At 67.7% G+C, this 19,316-nt stretch carries 16 protein-coding genes; 9 read left to right on the plus strand and 7 right to left on the minus strand.

The features are described 5' to 3' along the window. Nucleotides 1-102 precede the first annotated feature (102 nt). Nucleotides 103-1,569: a CCA tRNA nucleotidyltransferase gene (locus ABZ478_RS13220; protein WP_359548283.1), complete on the plus strand. Its 1,467-nt coding sequence runs from the start codon at nucleotides 103-105 to the stop codon at nucleotides 1,567-1,569. Nucleotides 1,570-1,620: 51 nt separating this feature from the next. Here the strand turns inward: ABZ478_RS13220 and ABZ478_RS13225 are convergent, their stop codons facing one another. From ABZ478_RS13225 to ABZ478_RS13235, 3 genes are all read right to left on the minus strand, one after another. Then, nucleotides 1,621-2,937, minus strand: a complete 1,317-nt coding sequence (locus tag ABZ478_RS13225; protein ID WP_359548285.1) for an MFS transporter — start codon at nucleotides 2,935-2,937, stop codon at nucleotides 1,621-1,623. Nucleotides 2,938-3,047: 110 nt separating this feature from the next. Next, nucleotides 3,048-4,130: an inositol-3-phosphate synthase gene (locus ABZ478_RS13230; RefSeq protein WP_359548288.1), complete on the minus strand. Its 1,083-nt coding sequence runs from the start codon at nucleotides 4,128-4,130 to the stop codon at nucleotides 3,048-3,050. 43 nt (nucleotides 4,131-4,173) lie between these two features. Next, nucleotides 4,174-4,857 (minus strand): helix-turn-helix transcriptional regulator, encoded by a 684-nt coding sequence (locus ABZ478_RS13235; RefSeq protein WP_359548291.1) that lies wholly within the window; start codon nucleotides 4,855-4,857, stop codon nucleotides 4,174-4,176. Nucleotides 4,858-5,568: 711 nt separating this feature from the next. Between ABZ478_RS13235 and ABZ478_RS13240 the strand changes: the two genes are divergently transcribed. Together ABZ478_RS13240 and ABZ478_RS13245 are read left to right on the plus strand one after the other, a co-directional pair. Further along, complete coding sequence (locus ABZ478_RS13240; protein WP_359548294.1) at nucleotides 5,569-7,833, plus strand: transglycosylase domain-containing protein; 2,265 nt, start codon at nucleotides 5,569-5,571, stop codon at nucleotides 7,831-7,833. Nucleotides 7,834-7,963: 130 nt separating this feature from the next. Continuing rightward, nucleotides 7,964-9,496 (plus strand): glycosyltransferase 87 family protein, encoded by a 1,533-nt coding sequence (locus ABZ478_RS13245; protein ID WP_359548296.1) that lies wholly within the window; start codon nucleotides 7,964-7,966, stop codon nucleotides 9,494-9,496. A gap of 96 nt (nucleotides 9,497-9,592) precedes the next feature. On the opposite strand, the gene ABZ478_RS13250 is transcribed toward ABZ478_RS13245, so the two are convergent. From ABZ478_RS13250 to ABZ478_RS13260, 3 genes are all read right to left on the minus strand, one after another. Then, a complete protein-coding gene (locus ABZ478_RS13250) occupies nucleotides 9,593-10,624 on the minus strand; it encodes an alanine racemase (RefSeq protein ID WP_358929687.1) in 1,032 nt (343 codons plus the stop codon). Between the two features lie 84 nt (nucleotides 10,625-10,708). Continuing rightward, nucleotides 10,709-11,830, minus strand: coding sequence for a peptidoglycan bridge formation glycyltransferase FemA/FemB family protein (locus ABZ478_RS13255; protein WP_359548298.1), 1,122 nt, complete (start codon nucleotides 11,828-11,830; stop codon nucleotides 10,709-10,711). 179 nt (nucleotides 11,831-12,009) lie between these two features. After that, nucleotides 12,010-12,327, minus strand: coding sequence for a hypothetical protein (locus ABZ478_RS13260; protein ID WP_358929691.1), 318 nt, complete (start codon nucleotides 12,325-12,327; stop codon nucleotides 12,010-12,012). A 286-nt stretch (nucleotides 12,328-12,613) separates the two neighbouring features. Between ABZ478_RS13260 and rpsF the strand changes: the two genes are divergently transcribed. The 4 genes from rpsF to rplI all read left to right on the plus strand — a co-directional run bounded on the left by rpsF (nucleotide 12,614) and on the right by rplI (nucleotide 14,316). Further along, a complete protein-coding gene (gene rpsF, locus ABZ478_RS13265; RefSeq protein WP_004985983.1) occupies nucleotides 12,614-12,904 on the plus strand; it encodes a 30S ribosomal protein S6 in 291 nt (96 codons plus the stop codon). Between the two features lie 73 nt (nucleotides 12,905-12,977). Next, nucleotides 12,978-13,574: a single-stranded DNA-binding protein gene (locus ABZ478_RS13270; RefSeq protein ID WP_359548300.1), complete on the plus strand. Its 597-nt coding sequence runs from the start codon at nucleotides 12,978-12,980 to the stop codon at nucleotides 13,572-13,574. A gap of 40 nt (nucleotides 13,575-13,614) precedes the next feature. Further along, nucleotides 13,615-13,851, plus strand: a complete 237-nt coding sequence (gene rpsR, locus ABZ478_RS13275) for a 30S ribosomal protein S18 (protein ID WP_003949403.1) — start codon at nucleotides 13,615-13,617, stop codon at nucleotides 13,849-13,851. An 18-nt stretch (nucleotides 13,852-13,869) separates the two neighbouring features. Next, nucleotides 13,870-14,316, plus strand: coding sequence for a 50S ribosomal protein L9 (gene rplI / locus ABZ478_RS13280; RefSeq protein ID WP_358929695.1), 447 nt, complete (start codon nucleotides 13,870-13,872; stop codon nucleotides 14,314-14,316). A gap of 132 nt (nucleotides 14,317-14,448) precedes the next feature. On the opposite strand, the gene ABZ478_RS13285 is transcribed toward rplI, so the two are convergent. Beyond that, nucleotides 14,449-15,786, minus strand: coding sequence for an MATE family efflux transporter (locus ABZ478_RS13285; protein WP_359548302.1), 1,338 nt, complete (start codon nucleotides 15,784-15,786; stop codon nucleotides 14,449-14,451). Nucleotides 15,787-16,244: 458 nt separating this feature from the next. Between ABZ478_RS13285 and dnaB the strand changes: the two genes are divergently transcribed. Together dnaB and ABZ478_RS13295 are read left to right on the plus strand one after the other, a co-directional pair. Beyond that, nucleotides 16,245-17,723, plus strand: coding sequence for a replicative DNA helicase (gene dnaB, locus ABZ478_RS13290; RefSeq protein ID WP_359548304.1), 1,479 nt, complete (start codon nucleotides 16,245-16,247; stop codon nucleotides 17,721-17,723). An 85-nt stretch (nucleotides 17,724-17,808) separates the two neighbouring features. Continuing rightward, on the plus strand, nucleotides 17,809-19,197 hold the full coding sequence (locus ABZ478_RS13295) for a serine hydrolase domain-containing protein (protein WP_359548306.1): 1,389 nt from the start codon (nucleotides 17,809-17,811) through the stop codon (nucleotides 19,195-19,197). Nucleotides 19,198-19,316 lie beyond the last annotated feature (119 nt).

Consider the following 19,316-nt stretch of genomic DNA (forward strand, 5'->3'; position numbering starts at 1 on the left):
TTGTACGCCGTAAGCACAGCGCTTGTGCGGGTATGCCGGGAGGTGTCCGCGCCGCTCAATGGAGGCGACCCGGGCCGCCGGGGACACGTACCCTCTTCTGTTGTGCCGAACGCCAACGAAGACACTCCCTCTGCCCTGAGCCAGGCGCAGCACCGCGCGGTCAGCGAGCTGCTGCGGGTGGCCCCCGTCGCCGACGACCTCGCCCGCCGTTTCCAGGCGGCCGGGTTCTCGCTCGCCCTGGTGGGCGGCTCGGTCCGGGACGCGCTGCTCGGCCGGCTCGGCAACGACCTGGACTTCACCACCGACGCGCGTCCCGAGGACGTACTGAAGATCGTGCGGCCGTGGGCTGACGCCGTCTGGGAGGTGGGGATCGCCTTCGGGACGGTCGGCGCGCAGAAGAGCGCCCGCGTCGCGGACACCGACTGGCAGTTCCAGATCGAGATCACCACCTATCGGTCGGAGGCGTACGACCGCACCTCACGCAAGCCCGAGGTCTCCTACGGCGACTCGATCGAGGAGGACCTCGTTCGTCGCGACTTCACGGTCAACGCGATGGCCGTGGCGCTGCCGGAGAAGGAGTTCATCGACCCGCACGGTGGTCTTCAGGACCTCGCGACCCAGGTGCTGCGCACCCCCGGTACACCCGAGGAGTCGTTCTCGGACGATCCGCTGCGGATGATGCGGGCCGCCCGGTTCGCCGCCCAGCTGGACTTCCAGGTCGCTCCCGAGGTCGTCACCGCGATGACGGAGATGTCCGGGCGACTCGAGATCGTCTCGGCCGAGCGGGTCCGGGACGAGCTGAACAAGCTGATCCTCTCCGAGCAGCCGCGCAAGGGCCTGACCCTTCTGGTCGACACCGGGCTGGCCGACCATGTCCTGCCCGAGCTGCCGGCGCTGCGCCTGGAGAGTGACGAGCACCACCGGCACAAGGATGTCTACGAGCACACGCTGATCGTGCTGGAACAGGCGATCGCGCTGGAGCAGGAAGGGCCGGACCTCACACTCCGCCTGGCCGCGCTGCTCCATGACATCGGCAAGCCGCGTACCCGGCGCTTCGAGAAGGACGGCCGCGTCTCGTTCCATCACCATGAGGTGGTCGGCGCGAAGATGACCAAGAAGCGAATGGCGGCTCTGAAGTACTCGAACGAGCTGGTGAAGGATGTCTCACGACTCGTTGAGCTCCACCTGCGCTTCCACGGGTACGGCACCGGCGAGTGGACGGACTCGGCGGTACGGCGCTACGTCCGTGACGCCGGCCCGCTGCTGGATCGCCTGCACAAGCTGACTCGGTCCGACTGCACGACGCGGAACAAGCGGAAGGCGGTCGCGCTGTCGCGGGCCTATGACGGTCTGGAGGAGCGCATCGCCCAGCTCCAGGAGCAGGAGGAGCTGGACTCGATCCGCCCGGATCTTGATGGCAACCAGATCATGGAGATCCTGGGCGTGAGCCCCGGCCCCGTCATCGGCAAGGCGTACAAGCACATGCTGGAGCTTCGCCTGGAGAACGGCCCGATGGCGTATGACGAGGCGATGGCGGCCCTCAAGGAATGGTGGGCCGGACAAAGCTGAGATGCGGCGGGGCGGTGGGGTCGTGTTTCACGTGAAACACGACCCCACGGTCTATCGAGGGGGCGATGTTTCACGTGAAACATCGCCCCCTCGACTGTCTCTGCCGCGGTGTCGCTCGCAGTGGGCCATGCCCACAGCCACCCCGCCATAGATCAGCGCGACGAGAACCACCAACAGGACTGAGCGTCCATCGGGCGGGAGCATCAGCGCGGCGACTCCGGCGGCACCGACGAAGGCGATGTTGAAGAGGACGTCGTACACCGCGAAGATCCGGCCCCTGAAGGCGTCCTCCACCGACGTCTGGACGACGGTGTCCGTGGCGATCTTGGCTCCCTGGGTGATCAGGCCCAGGACGAACGCGGCCACCAGGAGGGGGCCGGTGGCGAACGGCAGGCCGAGTGCGGGCTCCAGCACGGTGGCTGTGCCGGCGCACACCGCGATCCAGCGGCCCGGCCCGAGCCGTCCCACTGCCCAGGGCGTCACCACGGCGGCCGTGAAGAAGCCCGCACCGGACACGGCCAGACCGAGTCCGAGGAGCCGCAGTCCTTCCTCGGGAGTCGTGGAGAGGGCGTAGCGGCACAGCATGAGCAGCAGCACGAGGAGCGCTCCGTAGCAGAAGCGCATCAGCGTCATGGCGGCCAGCGCCCAGGCCGCCTCCCGGCGGCCGGGCGCGGCCAGGTGCCGGACGGCCGATAGCAGGTCCCGTGCGGTGTCGAGAAGCGCCGTCCTCAGATGAGGCTGTGCGGGCTCACGGTCGGGACCGAGTAGAGCGGGAGCCATGCTCAGGGCGGTCAGCGCCGCACACAGATAGAGGAAAGCCCCCAGCAGTACCACCGCGGCATCGGAATCCGATGCCGCGAGCCGGACCACGAAGGCGAGGCCGCCCCCGGCCGTCGCGGCGAGCGTTCCTGCCGTGGGCGACAAGGAGTTGGCGATCACCAGGCGTTCGGTATCGACCACACGCGGCAGGGCGGCCGACAGCCCGGCGAGGACGAAACGGTTGACGGCCGTGACGCACAGCGCGGAGGCGTAGAACAGCCAGTCCGGCACTTGGCTGACCATCAGCACGGCGGTGGCTCCCGCCAGCAGGGCGCGCAGCAGATTGCCGTACACGAAGACCTGGCGGCGCCGCCAGCGGTCCAGCAGGACGCCGGCGAAGGGGCCGACCAGCGAGTAGGGCAGCAGCAGGACCGCCATCGCCGAGGCGATCGCCGCCGCCGAGGTCTGCTTCTCCGGGGAGAAGACGACGTACGCGGCCAGTGCGATCTGGTAGACGCCGTCGGCTCCCTGGGACAGCAGGCGCACGGTCAGAAGGCGGCGGAAGTCCCGCAGACGCAGCAGGACGCGCAGGTCACGGACGACGGGCATGGCCCCACCCTCACATATGCGAAGGGTCCCCGGGTCGGGAGACCCGGGGACCCTTCGCAGCCCTGGCAGGAGCGTTCTCTTCGGCGCGCTGGGCGGCCGGACCGGCGTGCTTAGCGCTCGACCTCGCCGCGGATGAACTTCTCGACGTTCTCGTAGGCCTCGTCGTCGAAGTACTGGACCGGCGGGGACTTCATGAAGTACGAGGACGCGGACAGGATCGGGCCCCCGATACCGCGGTCCTTGGCGATCTTCGCGGCGCGCAGGGCGTCGATGATGACACCCGCGGAGTTCGGGGAGTCCCAGACCTCGAGCTTGTACTCCAGGTTCAGCGGAACGTCACCGAAAGCGCGGCCCTCGAGACGGACGTAGGCCCACTTGCGGTCGTCCAGCCAGGCCACGTAGTCGGACGGGCCGATGTGGACGTTCTTCTCGCCGAGGTCCCGGTCGGGGATCTGGGAGGTGACGGCCTGCGTCTTGGAGATCTTCTTCGACTCGAGGCGGTCACGCTCGAGCATGTTCTTGAAGTCCATGTTGCCGCCGACGTTGAGCTGCATCGTGCGCTCGAGGCGGACACCGCGGTCTTCGAACAGCTTCGCCATCACGCGGTGCGTGATGGTGGCGCCGACCTGGGACTTGATGTCGTCACCGACGATCGGCACACCCGCCTCGGTGAACTTGTCCGCCCACTCCTTGGTGCCGGCGATGAAGACCGGGAGGGCGTTGACGAAGGCGACCTTGGCGTCGATGGCGCACTGGGCGTAGAACTTCGCCGCGTCCTCGGAGCCCACGGGCAGGTAGCAGACGAGAACGTCGACCTGCTTGTCCTTGAGGACCTGGACGACGTCCACGGGCTCCTCGGCGGACTCCTCGATGGTCAGTCGGTAGTACTTGCCGAGACCGTCGAGGGTGTGGCCGCGCTGGACCGTGACGCCCGTGTTCGGGACGTCGCAGATCTTGATGGTGTTGTTCTCGCTGGCACCGATGGCGTCCGAGAGGTCGAGGCCGACCTTCTTCGCGTCGACGTCGAACGCGGCGACGAACTCGACGTCACCGACGTGGTAGTCGCCGAACTGCACGTGCATCAGGCCGGGGACCTTGGACGCCGGGTCGGCGTCCTTGTAGTACTCGACGCCCTGCACCAGCGACGCGGCGCAGTTGCCCACGCCGACGATGGCTACGCGAACCGAACCCATTCCGGTTGCTCCCTGTGTGTACGAGTGAGGCCCTGAGTGGGGCTCACGTGGCGGTGTCGCCGGGCGTATCCGAACCGAAGTGCTTTCCGGTACGGGGCAGGCCGCCCGTCGATCCAGTGGTGGTGTCCTGCTGAGCGGCGCCCCCGGACGCGGGACCCTTCAGGTCCCGCCCGGCCCGCTCGCTCTCGATGAGCTCGTTCAGCCAGCGCACTTCGCGCTCCACGGACTCCATTCCGTGGCGCTGGAGCTCAAGCGTGTAGTCGTCGAGACGCTCTCGGGTGCGCGCCAGGGAGGCGCGCATCTTCTCCAGACGCTCCTCCAGGCGGCTGCGCCGGCCCTCCAGCACGCGCATGCGCACGTCCCGCGAGGTCTGCCCGAAGAAGGCGAACCGTGCGGCGAAGTGCTCGTCCTCGTACGCGTCAGGACCGGTCTGCGAGAGCAGCTCCTCGAAGTGCTCCTTACCTTCTGCCGTCAACCGGTAGACGATTTTGGCGCGGCGCCCGGTGAGGGGAGCGGCCAGGGCGTCCTCATGGGTACTGCCCGGTTCCTCGATCAACCAGCCGTTGGTGACCAGCGTCTTGAGACAGGGGTACAGGGTCCCGTAGCTGAACGCCCGGAACACGCCCAGTGACGTGTTGAGTCGTTTGCGCAGCTCATAGCCGTGCATCGGGGACTCGCGCAGCAGGCCGAGGACGGCGAACTCAAGGATGCCGGAGCGCCGGCTCATGATCGCCTCCCCTCTGTCCGCCACGTCTTTATCTCACACTGATGTATCGACTCGATACATCACGACGATAGAACGGCCTTCCGTGCGCGACAAGGGGGTGGATGGTGAACGGGATCACATCACCGATTCGTAGGAGGCAAGTTGCCTGATTTGGGGTGAACTTCGGGACTCGGCGGGTTTTGGCGGTGCGTAGTCTGTGCGGCATGCACATCACCGGGAACCGAGTGACGCCCGGGGGCGTCCTCGTCCCTGGAGCAGTACGGGTGAATGCGGGACCGACCACATCCGTACTTCGGGGGGACCGGAAACCAGCCGCCGTTTCCAGGCGCGCAAGGGTGCGCCTGCCCGAGGAGTAGTCGTTCGATGAGCGAGCACCGTCGCAAACCGCCGCAGCCGCAGGGAGGCGGACGTGCCGCGGCCCGACGCGGCCAGTCCGGCCCGGCCTCCGGCCGCCGCGCGGCACCGCGAGGCGCCACCGGGTCCTCAGCCGACTCCTATGGGTCCTCTTCCTATGGGTCGGACTCCTATGGTTCAGGGGGTGAAGAGCGCTCCTACGGCGGCCGTGCCGAGGCCCGCCGGGCGGCGCAGAGAGGCGGCGGCCGACGCAGGACCGGCGAACCGACCGGCCCCGGACGCGGCCGTGCGGGCGCGCCGGCCAAGAAGCGTTTCATCGACTACCCGCGCCACAACAAGGACGGATGGCACCGCTGGGTGCCTTCCTGGAAGCTTGTCACCGGGCTGTTCATCAGCTTCGTCGGCAGCCTCGTGGTCATGGTCGGTGTGGGCTACGCGATGGTCTCCATCCCCAATGAGAACGACGCGGCCAAGTCTCAGAACAACGTCTACTACTGGGCCGACGGCTCGCAGATGGTCGCGACGGGCACGGGTGTGAACCGTCAGAACGTCACCATCGACAAGATCCCCGAGGCCATGCAGTACGCGGTGATCTCGGCCGAGAACAAGAGCTTCTACCAGGACTCGGGCGTCGACCCCATGGGTATCGCGCGCGCCCTGGGCAACATGGCCCGAGGCGGTCAGACGCAGGGTGGCTCGACGATCACCCAGCAGTACGTCAAGAACACGTACCTCAGTCAGGACCAGACCGTCACCCGTAAGTTCAAGGAGATGTTCATCTCCATCAAGGTGGGGACGAAGCTCAAGAAGCCGCAGATCCTGCAGGGCTACCTCAACACCTCGTACTACGGCCGTGGCGCCTATGGCATCCAGGCAGCCGCGCGGACCTACTACAACAAGGACGCCGTCGACCTCAAGCCCAGCGAGTGTGCCGTCCTCGCGGCACTGCTCAAGGGAGCCACGTACTACGACCCGGCGGGCAACGAGAACCTCGACAAGGCCGCGACGGCCGATGCCAACCTCCAGCGGTCGAAGTCGCGGTGGTCCTGGATCCTCGGCGAGATGCACAAGGACAAGCACCTCACCGACGCCCAGTACCAGGAAGCCATCGCGAAGTACCCCATGCCGCAGGACCGCAAGGCGACCAAGGGCATGACCGGCCAGATCAGCTACCTGGCCGACACGGCGAAGAAGTACGTCCTGAACCACTCGAACATCTCTGAGAAGGACTTCGACCGGGGCGGCTACCAGATCTACACGACCTTCAAGAAGGACAAGGTCAACGCCCTGAGCGCCGCTGTGAAGAAGATCCAGAAGGAGCGGCTGAATCCGAAGCGCGACCTCGACAAGTACGTCCAGTTCGGTGCTGCGTCCGTGCGCCCCAACGACGGTGCGATCGTCGCTCTGTACGGCGGTGACGGTTACGAAAAGGGCCACTTCACAAACAACGCCGACACCCAGGGTGTCCCCGTCGGTTCGACGTGGAAGCCGTTCGTGCTGGCAGCGGCCATGCAGTACGGCACGTACGACTCCGATGGCCAGGGGATCTCGCCGCTGAGCAAGTACAACGGCAACGACCACCTCAAGGTCAAGAAGCCGGACGGGTCGTACTACCTCAACAAGGACAACTCGTTCTTCTTCCAGAAGAACGAGAGCCCTCACCCGTGGGGATACATCACCCTGCGCAAGGCGATGGAGCAGTCCATCAACACGCCCTTCGTTCAGCTGGGCGTCGATGTCGGCATGTCGCACGTCCGTGACGTCGCCCGCTCGGCCGGCATTCTCAACGACAGCATGTCGGTGGACCTGAACCCGTCCTTCGCCATCGGTACCTCCACCCCCAGCGCGATCCGCATGGCCGACGCCTACGCGACCTTCGCCGCGTCCGGCAAGCAGGCGGACCCGTACTCGGTCACCGCCGTCAAGAAGGACGGCGTGGACCAGCCCGGCTTCACCAAGCCCAAGGTCAAGCAGGCGATGGAGTCGAACATCGCCAACAACGTCACGGACGTCCTGCAGAACGTCATCCAGAACGGTACGGCTCAGAACGCCAAGGCCCTGGGCCGTACGGCGGCGGGCAAGACCGGTACCACCGACAAGAACAAGTCGGCCTGGTTCGTCGGCTACACCCAGCAGCTGTCGACCTCGGTGGCGATGTTCCGAGAGAACCCCAAGAACCACAAGCTGCTCTCCATGAACGGCACCGCGGGCAAGGACTCCATCCACGGTGGTGACATCCCGACGCAGGTGTGGACCGAGTACATGAAGGCCGCGCTGAAGAACGCGAACGACCCCGGTTTCCCGGACGCGATCAAGATGGGCAAGGTCCATGACGAAGCCGGTGCGCCGTCCCCGACTCCGTCGGTCACCATCACGCCGAGTCAGACGCCCAGCGACTCGCCCAGCCCGTCGCCGAGCCTGACGTCCCCGTCCCCCTCCCCCTCGCCCAGCGACACCTGCCAGTGGGGTTGGGGCAACAACTGCAACGGCAACAACGGTGGCACGGACACGGGCGGAACAGACGGAGGCACGACCCCCTCGCCCTCAGTCACGGACACGACCGGGACCGGCAACACCAGAGGCAATGGCAACGGAGGCCTTTTCTCGGGCCAGAACGGCTAGCTCACCGTTCTGACCGTTTGGTGGCCATTTCGCCCGCCAAGCACGTTTCACGTGAAACATGGGGCCGTCGCACTCACCAGGTGCGGCGGCCCTCGGCGTATTCCCAGACTGGTACGGCAGGATGTGCCCCATGCCCAGTGCAGAGATGACGCCCGCAGGCGTGCACGAGCCCGAGCCCGTACGGCCCGTCGGCGCGGATCCGGTGCGGCCGACCCGTGAGGACGAGGTCGCCAAGGCCGGGAGCGAGCTGATCGGCGGACCGATCGGCCGGCGCGCCCTGCTCGGGACGACCTGGTGGACACCGCTACGGGTCATCGTGCTCGTGGCGATCGCCATGTTCGCTCTCGGCCTGGTGCAGAAGGCGCCCTGCTACCAGAGCGCCTGGTTCTTCGGCGCGAGCTCGCAGTACACCCACGCCTGTTACTCGGACATCCCTCACCTCTTCCAGGGACGCGGATTCGCCGACGGACTGGTGCCGTACTTCGACCGGCTCCCGGGCGACATGGAGTACCTCGAATACCCGGTGCTGACCGGCGTGTTCATGGAGGTGGCCGCGTGGCTCACGCCGGGCAGCGGCGGCATCCAGCACCAGGAGCAGTGGTACTGGTTCGTCAACGCCGGAATGCTGATGGCGTGCGCGGCCGTCGTCGCCGTCTGCGTTACCCGCACCCATGCCCGGCGCCCCTGGGACGGTCTGCTGGTCGCGCTGGCGCCCGCTGCCGCCCTGACCGCCACCATCAACTGGGACCTGCTCGCGGTGGCCCTGACGGCCGCCGCGATGCTGATGTGGTCGCGGGGCCGGTCACTGGCCTTCGGCGTCCTCCTGGGGCTCGCCACCGCCGCGAAGCTCTACCCGGTCCTGCTGCTCGGCCCGCTGCTGGTGCTGTGCTGGCGCGCCGGAAAGTGGCGGGAGTTCTTCCGGGCCGTGGGCGGCGCGGCCGTCGCCTGGCTGGTGGTGAACCTGCCGGTGATGCTCTTCGCCTACGAGGGATGGTCGAAGTTCTACACGTTCAGCCATGACCGGGGCGTCGACTTCGGGTCGCTCTGGCTGATCTGGGCGCAGAACTCGAGTAACCCGCCCTCCACCGATTTCGTGAACAACGCCGCCGTCGTGCTGGTGGCACTGTGCTCGCTGGGTATCGCCGCGCTGACGCTCACCGCACCGCGCCGGCCGCGCTTCGCCCAGCTGGCCTTCCTGATCGTCGCGGTCTTCATCCTGACCAACAAGGTCTACTCCCCGCAGTACGTCCTGTGGCTGGTGCCGCTGGCCGTCCTCGCCCGGCCCAAGTGGCGGGACTTCCTGATCTGGCAGGCCTGCGAGGTGGCGTACTTCCTGGGCATCTGGTTCTACCTCGCCTACACGACCAGCGGGGACGCCCACAAGGGACTGCCCACGCTGGGGTACGACTGGGTGATCGCGGTGCATCTGCTCGGCACGCTCTACCTGTGCGCCGTCGTCGTGCGGGACATCCTGATGCCCGAGCGGGACGTGGTGCGTCGGTCCGGTGACGACGACCCCTCGGGAGGAGTGCTCGACGGCGCCGAGGACGTCTTCGTACTGGGCGCCGCGGCTCATCCGCCGCGCCACGCCGTCCACTTCGACGCGCCTCAGGTGGACTGGGGAAGGTCCGGCATGCCGTCGAACGGGGAGCGTTCGCTCTGAGCGAACGAGCGCCTTGGCGCACATGAGGAAGGCCGTACACGCATCGCGCGTGTACGGCCTTCCCGGTTCGGGGACCTCGCTGTCCGGCGGTCCGGACTACCGGTCCACGATCCGGTCGAACTGCGTCGTGGTGTGCCGCAGATGGGCCACCAGCTCGTCGCCCACCTTCGGCTCGGGAGCGTCCGAGGGCACGAAAAGGATCGACACCTGCATGTGCGGTGGCTCGGCGAACCAGCGCTGCTTGCCGCCCCAGACGAACGGGGACAGGTTCCGGTTGACCGTGGCCAGGCCGGCCCGTGCGACGCCCTTGGCGCGCGGCATGACGCCGTGCAGCGCCTTCGGGGCCTCCAGGCCCACCCCGTGCGACGTACCGCCCGCCACGACCACCAGGAAGCCGTCCGAGGCCGCCTTCTGCTGCCGGTAGCCGAAGCGGTCGCCCTTGGTCACCCGGGTGACGTCCAGGACGGCGCCACGGTACTCGGTGGCGTCGTGGTCCCCGAGCCAGAGCCGCGTGCCGATGCGGGCACGGAACCGGGTCTGCGGGAACTGCTGCTGCAGCCGGGCGAGTTCATCGGCCTTCAGATGGCTGACGAACATCGTGTGCAGCGGCAGCCGGGCCGCGCGAAGCCGGTCCATCCAGCCGATGACCTCCTCGACGGCGTCCGAGCCGTCGGTGCGGTCCAGCGGCAGGTGGATGGCGAAGCCCTCCAGCCGGACGTTCTCTATGGCGGCGTGCAACTGCGGCAGGTCCTGCTCGCTGATGCCGTGCCGCTTCATCGAGGACATCACCTCGATGACGACGCGCGCGCCCACGAGGCCGTACACGCCGTCGATCGACGACACCGAACGGATCACCCGGTCCGGCAGCGGAACGGGCTCCTCGCCCCGCCGGTACGGCGTCAGCACCAGCAGGTCGCCGCCGAAGAAGTCCTTGATGCGCGCGGCCTCGTACGTGGTGCCGACGGCGAGGACGTCCGAGCCGAGCCGGGTGGCCTCCTCCGCCAGCCGTTCGTGTCCGAAGCCGTAGCCGTTGCCCTTGCAGACCGGGACGAGGCCCGGAAACTGCTCCTGCACGTGCTTGTGGTGCGCCCGCCAGCGCGCGGTGTCGACGTAGAGCGTGAGCGCCATGGCCGGACCCGGACCCTTTCTCGTGGCTGCCGTGTGTCAGTGGGGTGGAGAACTGTGAAGGCTATGGAATCAAACGTCCCGCGCTCAGCGGCGCGACATGTAGATGTCGAGCGCCTTGTGGAGCAGCTTGTTCAGCGGGAAGTCCCACTCGCCGAGGTATTCGGCGGCCTGGCCGCCGGTGCCGACCTTGAACTGGATCAGGCCGAACAGGTGGTCCGTCTCGTCCAGCGAGTCCGAGATACCGCGCAGGTCGTAGACGGTGGCGCCCAGCGCGTAGGCGTCGCACAGCATCCGCCACTGCATCGCGTTCGAGGGCCGGACCTCACGGCCGATGTTGTCGGAGGCGCCGTAGGAGTACCAGACGTGGCCACCGACGATCAGCATGGTCGCGGCCGAGAGGTTCACGCCGTTGTGACGCGCGAAGTACAGCCGCATGCGGTTGGGGTCCTCGGTGTTGAGGGCCGTCCACATGCGCTGGAAGTACGACAGCGGGCGGGGCCGGAAGTGGTCGCGCACGGCTGTGATCTCGTACAGCCGCTGCCACTCGGCGAGGTCCTGGTAGCCGCCCTGGACGACCTCGACGCCGGCCTTCTCGGCCTTCTTGATGTTGCGGCGCCACAGCTGGTTGAAGTTCTTGTGCACCTCTTCCAGGGAACGATTCGCCAGCGGCACCTGGAAGACGTAACGGGGCTGGACGTCGCCGAAGCCGGCGCCGCCGTCCTCGCCCTGCTGCCAGCCCATGCGGCGCAGCTTGTCGGCCACCTCGAAGGCACGCGGCTCGATGAAGTCGGCCTCCATGTCGCGCAGGCGCTTCACGTCCGGGCTCTGGATGCCCTTCTTGATCGTCTCCGCGTTCCAGCGACGGATGATCACCGGCGGGCCCATCTTCACAGAGAAGGCGCCCTGCTGCTTGAGGTGGGCCAGCATCGGCTGGATCCAGTCGTCCAGGTTCGGCGCGAACCAGTTGATGACCGGGCCCTCGGGGAGGTAGGCGAGGTAGCGCTTGATCTTGGGCAGCTGGCGGTACAGCACCAGGCCCGCGCCGACCATGTCGCCGGTGCGCTCGTCGAACCAGCCGAGGTGCTCCGAGCGCCATTCCGCCTTCACGTCGGCCCAGGCCGGGACCTGCATGTGGCTCGCCGACGGCAGGCTCTGGATGTAGGCCAGATGTTGCTCGCGGCTGATGGTCCTCAGGGTCAGGCTCATGTCGGGGCGCTCCTCGGGCTGGTGTGTCCCCATGGGTTCAGGGGCTCCGGCTCACGCGCCGAAGCCTACTGCGCCTTGCGACCACCCCGACTGGGCGCACGGCACCTTCGCCCCGGCCTGTCGCCTGCCGGGGCGTCCGCGCTGTGTTCAGTGGGGGCGTCGAAGGAGGGTCGGCGGGCTCAGCCGATGAGGCCGCCGAACAGCCCGCCGTTCGCCATGCCGAGCATGAAGCCGACGCCGGAGGCGCCCAGACCCAGGATCAGGCCGAACCGTTCACGCGTCGTCACCGAGATCCACTGGCCGTAAGCCCCGATCACGAGTCCCACGAGGCCGGCCCAGGAAGCGATCAGGTGGAGACCGGAGAAGAAGGACGTGATGAAGGCCAGCACACCCAGGACCAGTGTCACGGCCATGAGGGCGTCCTGGAGCGGATGGGGCTTGCCGTCCGTGGCGAAGAGGGATCCGGCGGTGTTGGGTCGCAATGCCTGCTGTGCCATGAGGCACCTCCTGCGGATCGCGGCGCACTGTAGCGCCATACACACCCGATGTGTACAGACTGACGGTGCCCACCGCCGGATTTCAACCGGAAGCCGGTGTGCAGGTAGTCTGTAGCGTCTGCACCGGTGTCTGCCCAGGCCTGCCAGAAATATCTGCGGCCGCACTGCGGGATCCCCAGTGGAACCCCTTCGATTGTCAGTGGTGGCCGATACCGTTGCCTACGCATCACGACCCTCCTGCCACGGAACGACCGTGGCCGCTGAGTCCAAAGGAGGTGGGTTCCACATGCGTCACTACGAGGTGATGGTCATCCTCGACCCCGATCTCGAGGAGCGCGCTGTCTCCCCGCTGATCGAGAACTTCCTGTCTGTCGTCCGTGATGGCGGCGGCAAGGTTGAGAAGGTCGACACCTGGGGCCGTCGTCGTCTCTCGTACGAGATCAAGAAGAAGCCCGAGGGCATCTACTCGGTCATCGACCTGCAGGCCGAGCCTGCGGTCGTCAAGGAGCTCGACCGCCAGATGAACCTGAACGAGTCGGTCCTCCGGACCAAGGTCCTCCGTCCCGAGACCCACTGAGCCTCCCGCTCAGCTGATCTCGGGATTCGAGTAGCAGCAAGCAGCCAGCAGCAAACCCGCCGAGAGGTTCCCCATGGCAGGCGAGACCGTCATCACGGTCGTCGGCAATCTTGTCGACGACCCCGAGCTGCGCTTCACCCCGTCCGGTGCGGCGGTCGCGAAGTTCCGCGTCGCGTCCACTCCCCGCACCTTCGACCGCCAGACGAACGAGTGGAAGGACGGCGAGAGCCTGTTCCTGACCTGCTCGGTCTGGCGTCAGGCGGCGGAGAACGTCGCCGAGTCGCTCCAGCGAGGCATGCGCGTCATCGTGCAGGGCCGGCTGAAGCAGCGGTCCTACGAGGACCGTGAGGGCGTCAAGCGCACGGTCTACGAACTGGACGTCGAGGAAGTCGGCGCCAGCCTGCGCAACGCCACGGCGAAGGTCACCAAGACCTCCGGTGGCGCCCGCGGTGGCCAGGGCGGTTACGGCGGCGGTGGCGGCCAGGGTGGCGGCGGCTGGGGCGGCGGCTCCGGCGGCGGCCAGCAGGGCGGCCAGCAGAGCGGCGCTCCTGCCGACGACCCGTGGGCGACCGGCGCTCCCGCCGGTGGCAACCAGGGCGGCGGCGGCTGGGGCGGCGGCTCCGGCGGCTCCGGCGGCGGTGGCGGCTACTCGGACGAGCCCCCCTTCTAGGGCTCGTATCCACACTTCTTGATCACACAGGAGAAACACCATGGCGAAGCCGCCTGTGCGCAAGCCTAAGAAGAAGGTCTGCGCTTTCTGCAAGGACAAGGTCACGTACGTGGACTACAAGGACACGAACATGCTGCGGAAGTTCATTTCCGACCGCGGCAAGATCCGTGCCCGCCGCGTGACCGGCAACTGCACGCAGCACCAGCGTGACGTCGCCACGGCCGTGAAGAACAGCCGTGAGATGGCGCTGCTGCCCTACACGTCCACCGCGCGATAAGGGAAGGGTGACCGACACATGAAGATCATCCTCACCCACGAGGTCTCCGGCCTCGGTGCCGCGGGCGACGTCGTCGACGTCAAGGACGGTTACGCTCGCAACTACCTGATCCCGCGGAAGTTCGCTATCCGCTGGACCAAGGGTGGCGAGAAGGACGTCGAGCAGATCCGTCGCGCTCGCAAGATCCACGAGATCCAGACCATCGAGCAGGCCAACGCTGTGAAGGCCCAGCTCGAGGGCGTCAAGGTCCGTCTGGCCGTCCGCTCGGGCGACGCCGGTCGTCTCTTCGGTTCCGTCACCCCGGCCGACGTCGCTTCGGCGATCAAGGCTTCCGGTGGCCCCGAGGTCGACAAGCGCCGCATCGAGCTGGGTGCGCCGATCAAGACGCTGGGCGCCCACGAGACGTCCGTGCGTCTGCACCCCGAGGTTGCCGCCAAGGTCAACATCGAGGTCGTCTCGGCGTAACGCCGTGCTCGGCTTGAACAGCTGAGAAAGGGGCCACCCCAGTGGGGTGGCCCCTTTTCGTATGGGGCGCGGATTGCCGTGGCGCTGTCTGTTTCACGTGAAACCGGGCCAAGGCGAGCCGGGCTGATCCACTCAGCGGGTCGCGCCTGTCACGATCCAGCGGCCCGAGCGCGTCCGTAGCCACAGAGTGATCAGGCGGACCGTCATCATCAGGGTCATGGCCCCCCAGAGGGCGGTGAGGCCACCGCCGAGCGCGGGAACGAGCAGCGCCACCGGTGTGAAGACCGCCAGGGTCACGACCATCGCCCCGGCCAGATACGGGCCGTCGCCGGCGCCCATCAGGACACCGTCCAGGACGAACACGATCCCGCAGATGGGCTGTGAGAGGGCCACCATCAGCAGCGCGGGAAGCGCCGTGTCCTTGACCACGGAGTCGCTGGTGAACAGCGGCAGGAACAGGGGGCGGGCAGCCACCACGAGCAGCCCGAGCCCGGCTCCGGTGGCGATGCCCCACTGGACCATGCGACGGCAGGCCAGCCGGGCGCCCTCGGAATCGTTCGCTCCGAGATAGCGGCCGATGATGGCCTGCCCGGCAATGGCGATCGCATCGAGGGCGAACGCCAGCAGGCTCCACAGGGACAGGATGATCTGATGGGCGGCGATATCCGCGTCGCCGAGGCGTGCGGCGACCGCAGTGGCGATCATGAGAATCGCCCGCAGCGACAGGGTACGGACGAGCAGAGGTGCTCCAGCCTGGGCCGAAGCCCGGATACCGGCCGTGTCCGGTCGCAGCGAGGCCCCGTGCCGCCGTGCTCCGCGAACGACCACGATCAGATAGGCCGCCGCCATGCCGCACTGGGCGATCACGGTGCCCCAGGCGGACCCGGCGATGCCCAGTCCGGCGCCGTAGACGAGACCCACGTTGAGCGCGGCGTTGGCCACGAAACCCGCGATGGCGACGTAGAGGGGTGTCCTGGTGTCCTGCAGGCCTCGCAGCACACCGGTGGCGGCCAGGACGATCAGCATGGCCGGGATACCGAGTGCGGAGATGCGCAGGTATGTCGTGCCGTAGGGCGCCGCGGTGGCGGAGGCGCCGAACAGGTCCACGATGCCGGGGGCCAGGGGGAGGACGGCGGCGATGACCGCCGCACCGAGGAGCAGCGCGAGCCAGATGCCGTCCATGCCCTGGCGGATGGCCGCCTGGAGATCGCCGGCGCCGACCCTCCGGGCCACGGCGGCCGTGGTGGCGTACGCGAGGAAGACGAAGACGCTCACGGCGGTTGTGAGGAGGGCCGACGCCACTCCCAGGCCGGCGAGCTGGGCCGTTCCAAGGTGGCCGACGATCGCGCTGTCGGCCATCACGAACAGGGGCTCGGCGACCAGCGCACCGAAGGCCGGGACGGCCAGCGCGATGATCTCCTGGTCGTGCCGACGGCGGGTGGCCTTGGGGATCGCGGGAGCCTGTGTCATGAGCACCAATCTAATCGTCCACAGGTAAGAGATGCAATGGTCCACTGCCCCTTACTGGCAGTCCTCGATCATGCGGTCGTGCGTACCGTCCGAAGCGATCTTGATCCGACTGGGAAAGTTTTTCTTCTGCACAGCCGGTGGACGGCAAACCCGCAGCTCAGTGGGGTGGCCTGCACCACAGGGAGGCCTTGTTCACAGGGCTGTCCACCGGGTCGTGCACAGGTTTGGTGAAGTTCTCCACAGCATCTGGGCCGTCGTCCACATGGCCTGTGGATAACCAGATTGGCTGACGCTGCCGACAGGCCTAACGTTGTCCGGCGCCCGCTCCTTCCTGCGACCCGGGAAACCTCGCAAAACAGACCCGCGAGAACCGGAGTTGGGCCTCTCATTTGTCAGTGTCGTGCCGTAGAACAGAGGGCACGGCTAGGTCCGCCGTGCGGACGGGAGGAGGTGGCTCGGTGAGCATTTCCGAGCCCTTGGACGATCCGTGGGCCGAGGCCGGGCCCAGTGATCGTCTGCCGGCCTCCCGTCGAAGGAGCGACGGCGGCCGGGGTCGTGACGAGCAGCACGACCGGGGCCGGGAGAGCGGTGGCTGGGACGGCGGGGGCTCCTCCTTCGAACGGTTGCCTCCGCAGGACCTGGACGCCGAGCAGTCCGTCCTCGGCGGCATGCTCCTGTCCAAGGACGCCATCGCGGACGTCGTGGAGGTCCTCAAGGGCCACGACTTCTACAAGCCCGCGCACGAGACGATCTACCAGGCGATCCTCGACATCTACGCCAAGGGCGAGCCGGCCGACCCGATCACTATCGCCGCCGAACTCACCAAGCGTGGCGAGATCAACAAGGTGGGCGGGGCGTCGTACCTGCACACCCTCGTGCAGACCGTGCCGACGGCGGCGAACGCCGAGTACTACGCGGAGATCGTGCACGAGCGCGCGGTGCTGCGCCGTCTGGTCGAAGCCGGCACCCGCATCACGCAGATGGGATACGCGGCCGACGACGACGTCGACGAGATCGTCAACCGCGCCCAGGCCGAGATCTACGCCGTCACCGAGCAGCGCACCAGCGAGGACTACCTCCCGCTGGGGGACATCATGGAGGGTGCCCTCGACGAGATCGAGGCGATCGGCTCACGCAGCGGCGAGATGACCGGTGTACCGACCGGGTTCACGGACTTCGACTCGCTGACGAACGGCCTGCACCCGGGCCAGATGATCGTCATCGCGGCCCGTCCCGCCATGGGTAAGTCCACTCTCGCGCTGGACTTCGCCCGGGCCGCCTCGATCAAGAACAATCTGCCCAGTGTCATCTTCTCGCTCGAAATGGGACGCAACGAGATCGCGATGCGCCTGCTGTCGGCGGAGGCCCGCGTCGCTCTGCACCACATGCGGTCCGGCACGATGACGGACGAGGACTGGACCCGGCTCGCCCGGCGCATGCCGGACGTGTCCGCCGCACCGCTCTACATCGACGACTCCCCGAACCTGTCGATGATGGAGATCCGCGCGAAGTGCCGGCGACTGAAGCAGCGCAACGACCTGAAGCTGGTGGTCATCGACTATCTCCAGCTGATGCAGTCCGGTGGCTCCAAGCGTGCCGAGAGCCGTCAGCAGGAGGTCTCGGACATGTCCCGTAACCTCAAGCTGCTCGCCAAGGAGCTGGAGGTCCCGGTCATCGCGCTCTCCCAGCTCAACCGTGGCCCCGAGCAGCGCACCGACAAGAAGCCGATGGTCTCCGACCTGCGTGAGTCCGGCTCCATCGAGCAGGACGCCGACATGGTCATCCTGCTGCACCGTGAGGACGCGTACGAGAAGGAGTCACCGCGCGCGGGCGAGGCCGACTTGATCGTGGCCAAGCACCGAAACGGCCCTACGGCGACGATCACGGTCGCCTTCCAGGGCCACTACTCACGCTTCGTGGACATGGCCCAGACCTGACCGTCGGCTCAGAGATCGTGGCCGTCACGCGCGGGGCCGGGTAAATGGACTCGACGTGCGTCGGCACAGCCGCTGAACTGGGGGCATGACGACATCCCAGGAAGAGCTGCTCCCCGGCACGCGGCGGGCGTTGCTGCATCGCATCGCCGTCGCTCAGGCCGAAGGGCGGACACCCTCACTGGTCGCCGCGGTCGTTCGGGACGGGCGGACCGTGTGGCACGGTGCGCGGTCCTCGGTCGACGGGCACGCGCCGGACGAGAACGTGCAGTACAGGATCGGCTCGATCACCAAGACGTTCACCGCTGTCCTGGTGCTGCGACTGCGTGACGAGGGATTGCTCGACCTCGATGACCCCCTGGAGAAACACCTGCCGGGTACCGGCGCGGGGGAGGCGACCATCGCCCAACTGCTCGCGCACACCGGCGGCCTTGCGGCGGAGTCACCCGCCCCCTGGTGGGAGCGGACACCTGGTTCGCTCCGTCCCGAGCTGGGCGATGTCCTGGGAGAGCGGCCGGTGCTGCATCCCGTTGGCCGACGGCACCACTACTCCAACCCCGGCTACACCCTGCTCGGTGCTCTGGTGGAACGACTGCGCGGCGCTGCCTGGACGGATGTGCTCGGCAGGGAGGTGCTGGAGCCCCTGGGGCTGACCCGCACCAGTGCCCAGCCGCAGGCGCCGCACGCGGGTGGCTGGGCCGTTCATCCGTGGGCCGACGCGCTGCTGCCCGAGCCATTGGAGGACCTGGGCCGGATGGCGCCGGCCGGACAGCTCTGGTCCACCACCGCTGATCTCTCGCGTTTCGCCGTTTTCCTGGCCGGGGGAGACGACCGGGTACTGAGCGCGGAATCGGTCCGGGAGATGCGCACACCGGCGGCCCCGGCGGAGACGTCGGACGTCGTCGACGGTGCCGCCTACGGCCTCGGCATGCAGATCCAGCAGCGCGACGGCCGGCTGATCGTGGGTCACTCCGGCTCGCTGCCGGGGTTCCTCGCGAACCTCAGTATCAGCGTGGAAGACGGTGTGGCGGCCGTGGTGCTGACCAACTGCACGTCCGGCCCGGTGGTGTCAGCGGTGGGCGCCGATCTCGTCCGCATCGTCGCGGAGGCCGAGCCCCGGATTCCCGCCCCTTGGCGTCCGCTGAGCGAAGTGGAACCGGCCGTCCTGGAGTTGGCCGGACAGTGGTACTGGGGAACCCATGCCTTCGCCCTGCGCGTGACGGCGGACGGCCTCATCTCCCTGGGGCCGATGTCCGGCGCCGGGCGCCGGGCGCGTTTCCGGTCCAACAGTGACGGCACCTGGACCGGACTGGAGGGCTACTACGCGGGAGAGGTCCTGCGTGCCGAGCGGCGCCCGGACGGCTCCGTGCGCCATCTGGACCTCGGGTCGTTCGTGTTCACACGACAGCCCTACGAGGAGGGCGCCGGTGTGCCCGGCGGAGTGGATCCGGCGGGCTGGCGAGGGATCGCGGACTGACTGAACGATGCGGCCGTTGGTGGGTGTTTCACGTGAAACCGGACCCCTTCCGACGGGCCTGGAGGTTCTGTGGGGGCGTGACGGGGCGGCCGCCATGGGACAATGAAGTACGTGCTCTT

Origin of the sequence: Streptomyces sp. NPDC005706 (assembly GCF_040631045.1) — a bacterium.
Taxonomy (GTDB): Bacteria; Actinomycetota; Actinomycetes; order Streptomycetales; family Streptomycetaceae; genus Streptomyces.

What these genes read in the sequence shown, in the direction of transcription:
- ABZ478_RS13225 (WP_359548285.1), bottom strand. Translation starts at nt 2,937, where the DNA reads ATGCCCGTCGTCCGTGACCTGCGCGTCCTGCTGCGTCTGCGGGACTTC.
- ABZ478_RS13230 (WP_359548288.1), bottom strand. Translation starts at nt 4,130, where the DNA reads ATGGGTTCGGTTCGCGTAGCCATCGTCGGCGTGGGCAACTGCGCCGCG.
- ABZ478_RS13235 (WP_359548291.1), bottom strand. Translation starts at nt 4,857, where the DNA reads ATGAGCCGGCGCTCCGGCATCCTTGAGTTCGCCGTCCTCGGCCTGCTG.
- ABZ478_RS13245 (WP_359548296.1), top strand. Translation starts at nt 7,964, where the DNA reads ATGCCCAGTGCAGAGATGACGCCCGCAGGCGTGCACGAGCCCGAGCCC.
- ABZ478_RS13250 (WP_358929687.1), bottom strand. Translation starts at nt 10,624, where the DNA reads ATGGCGCTCACGCTCTACGTCGACACCGCGCGCTGGCGGGCGCACCAC.
- ABZ478_RS13255 (WP_359548298.1), bottom strand. Translation starts at nt 11,830, where the DNA reads ATGAGCCTGACCCTGAGGACCATCAGCCGCGAGCAACATCTGGCCTAC.
- ABZ478_RS13260 (WP_358929691.1), bottom strand. Translation starts at nt 12,327, where the DNA reads ATGGCACAGCAGGCATTGCGACCCAACACCGCCGGATCCCTCTTCGCC.
- rpsF (WP_004985983.1), top strand. Translation starts at nt 12,614, where the DNA reads ATGCGTCACTACGAGGTGATGGTCATCCTCGACCCCGATCTCGAGGAG.
- ABZ478_RS13270 (WP_359548300.1), top strand. Translation starts at nt 12,978, where the DNA reads ATGGCAGGCGAGACCGTCATCACGGTCGTCGGCAATCTTGTCGACGAC.
- rpsR (WP_003949403.1), top strand. Translation starts at nt 13,615, where the DNA reads ATGGCGAAGCCGCCTGTGCGCAAGCCTAAGAAGAAGGTCTGCGCTTTC.
- rplI (WP_358929695.1), top strand. Translation starts at nt 13,870, where the DNA reads ATGAAGATCATCCTCACCCACGAGGTCTCCGGCCTCGGTGCCGCGGGC.
- ABZ478_RS13285 (WP_359548302.1), bottom strand. Translation starts at nt 15,786, where the DNA reads ATGACACAGGCTCCCGCGATCCCCAAGGCCACCCGCCGTCGGCACGAC.
- ABZ478_RS13295 (WP_359548306.1), top strand. Translation starts at nt 17,809, where the DNA reads ATGACGACATCCCAGGAAGAGCTGCTCCCCGGCACGCGGCGGGCGTTG.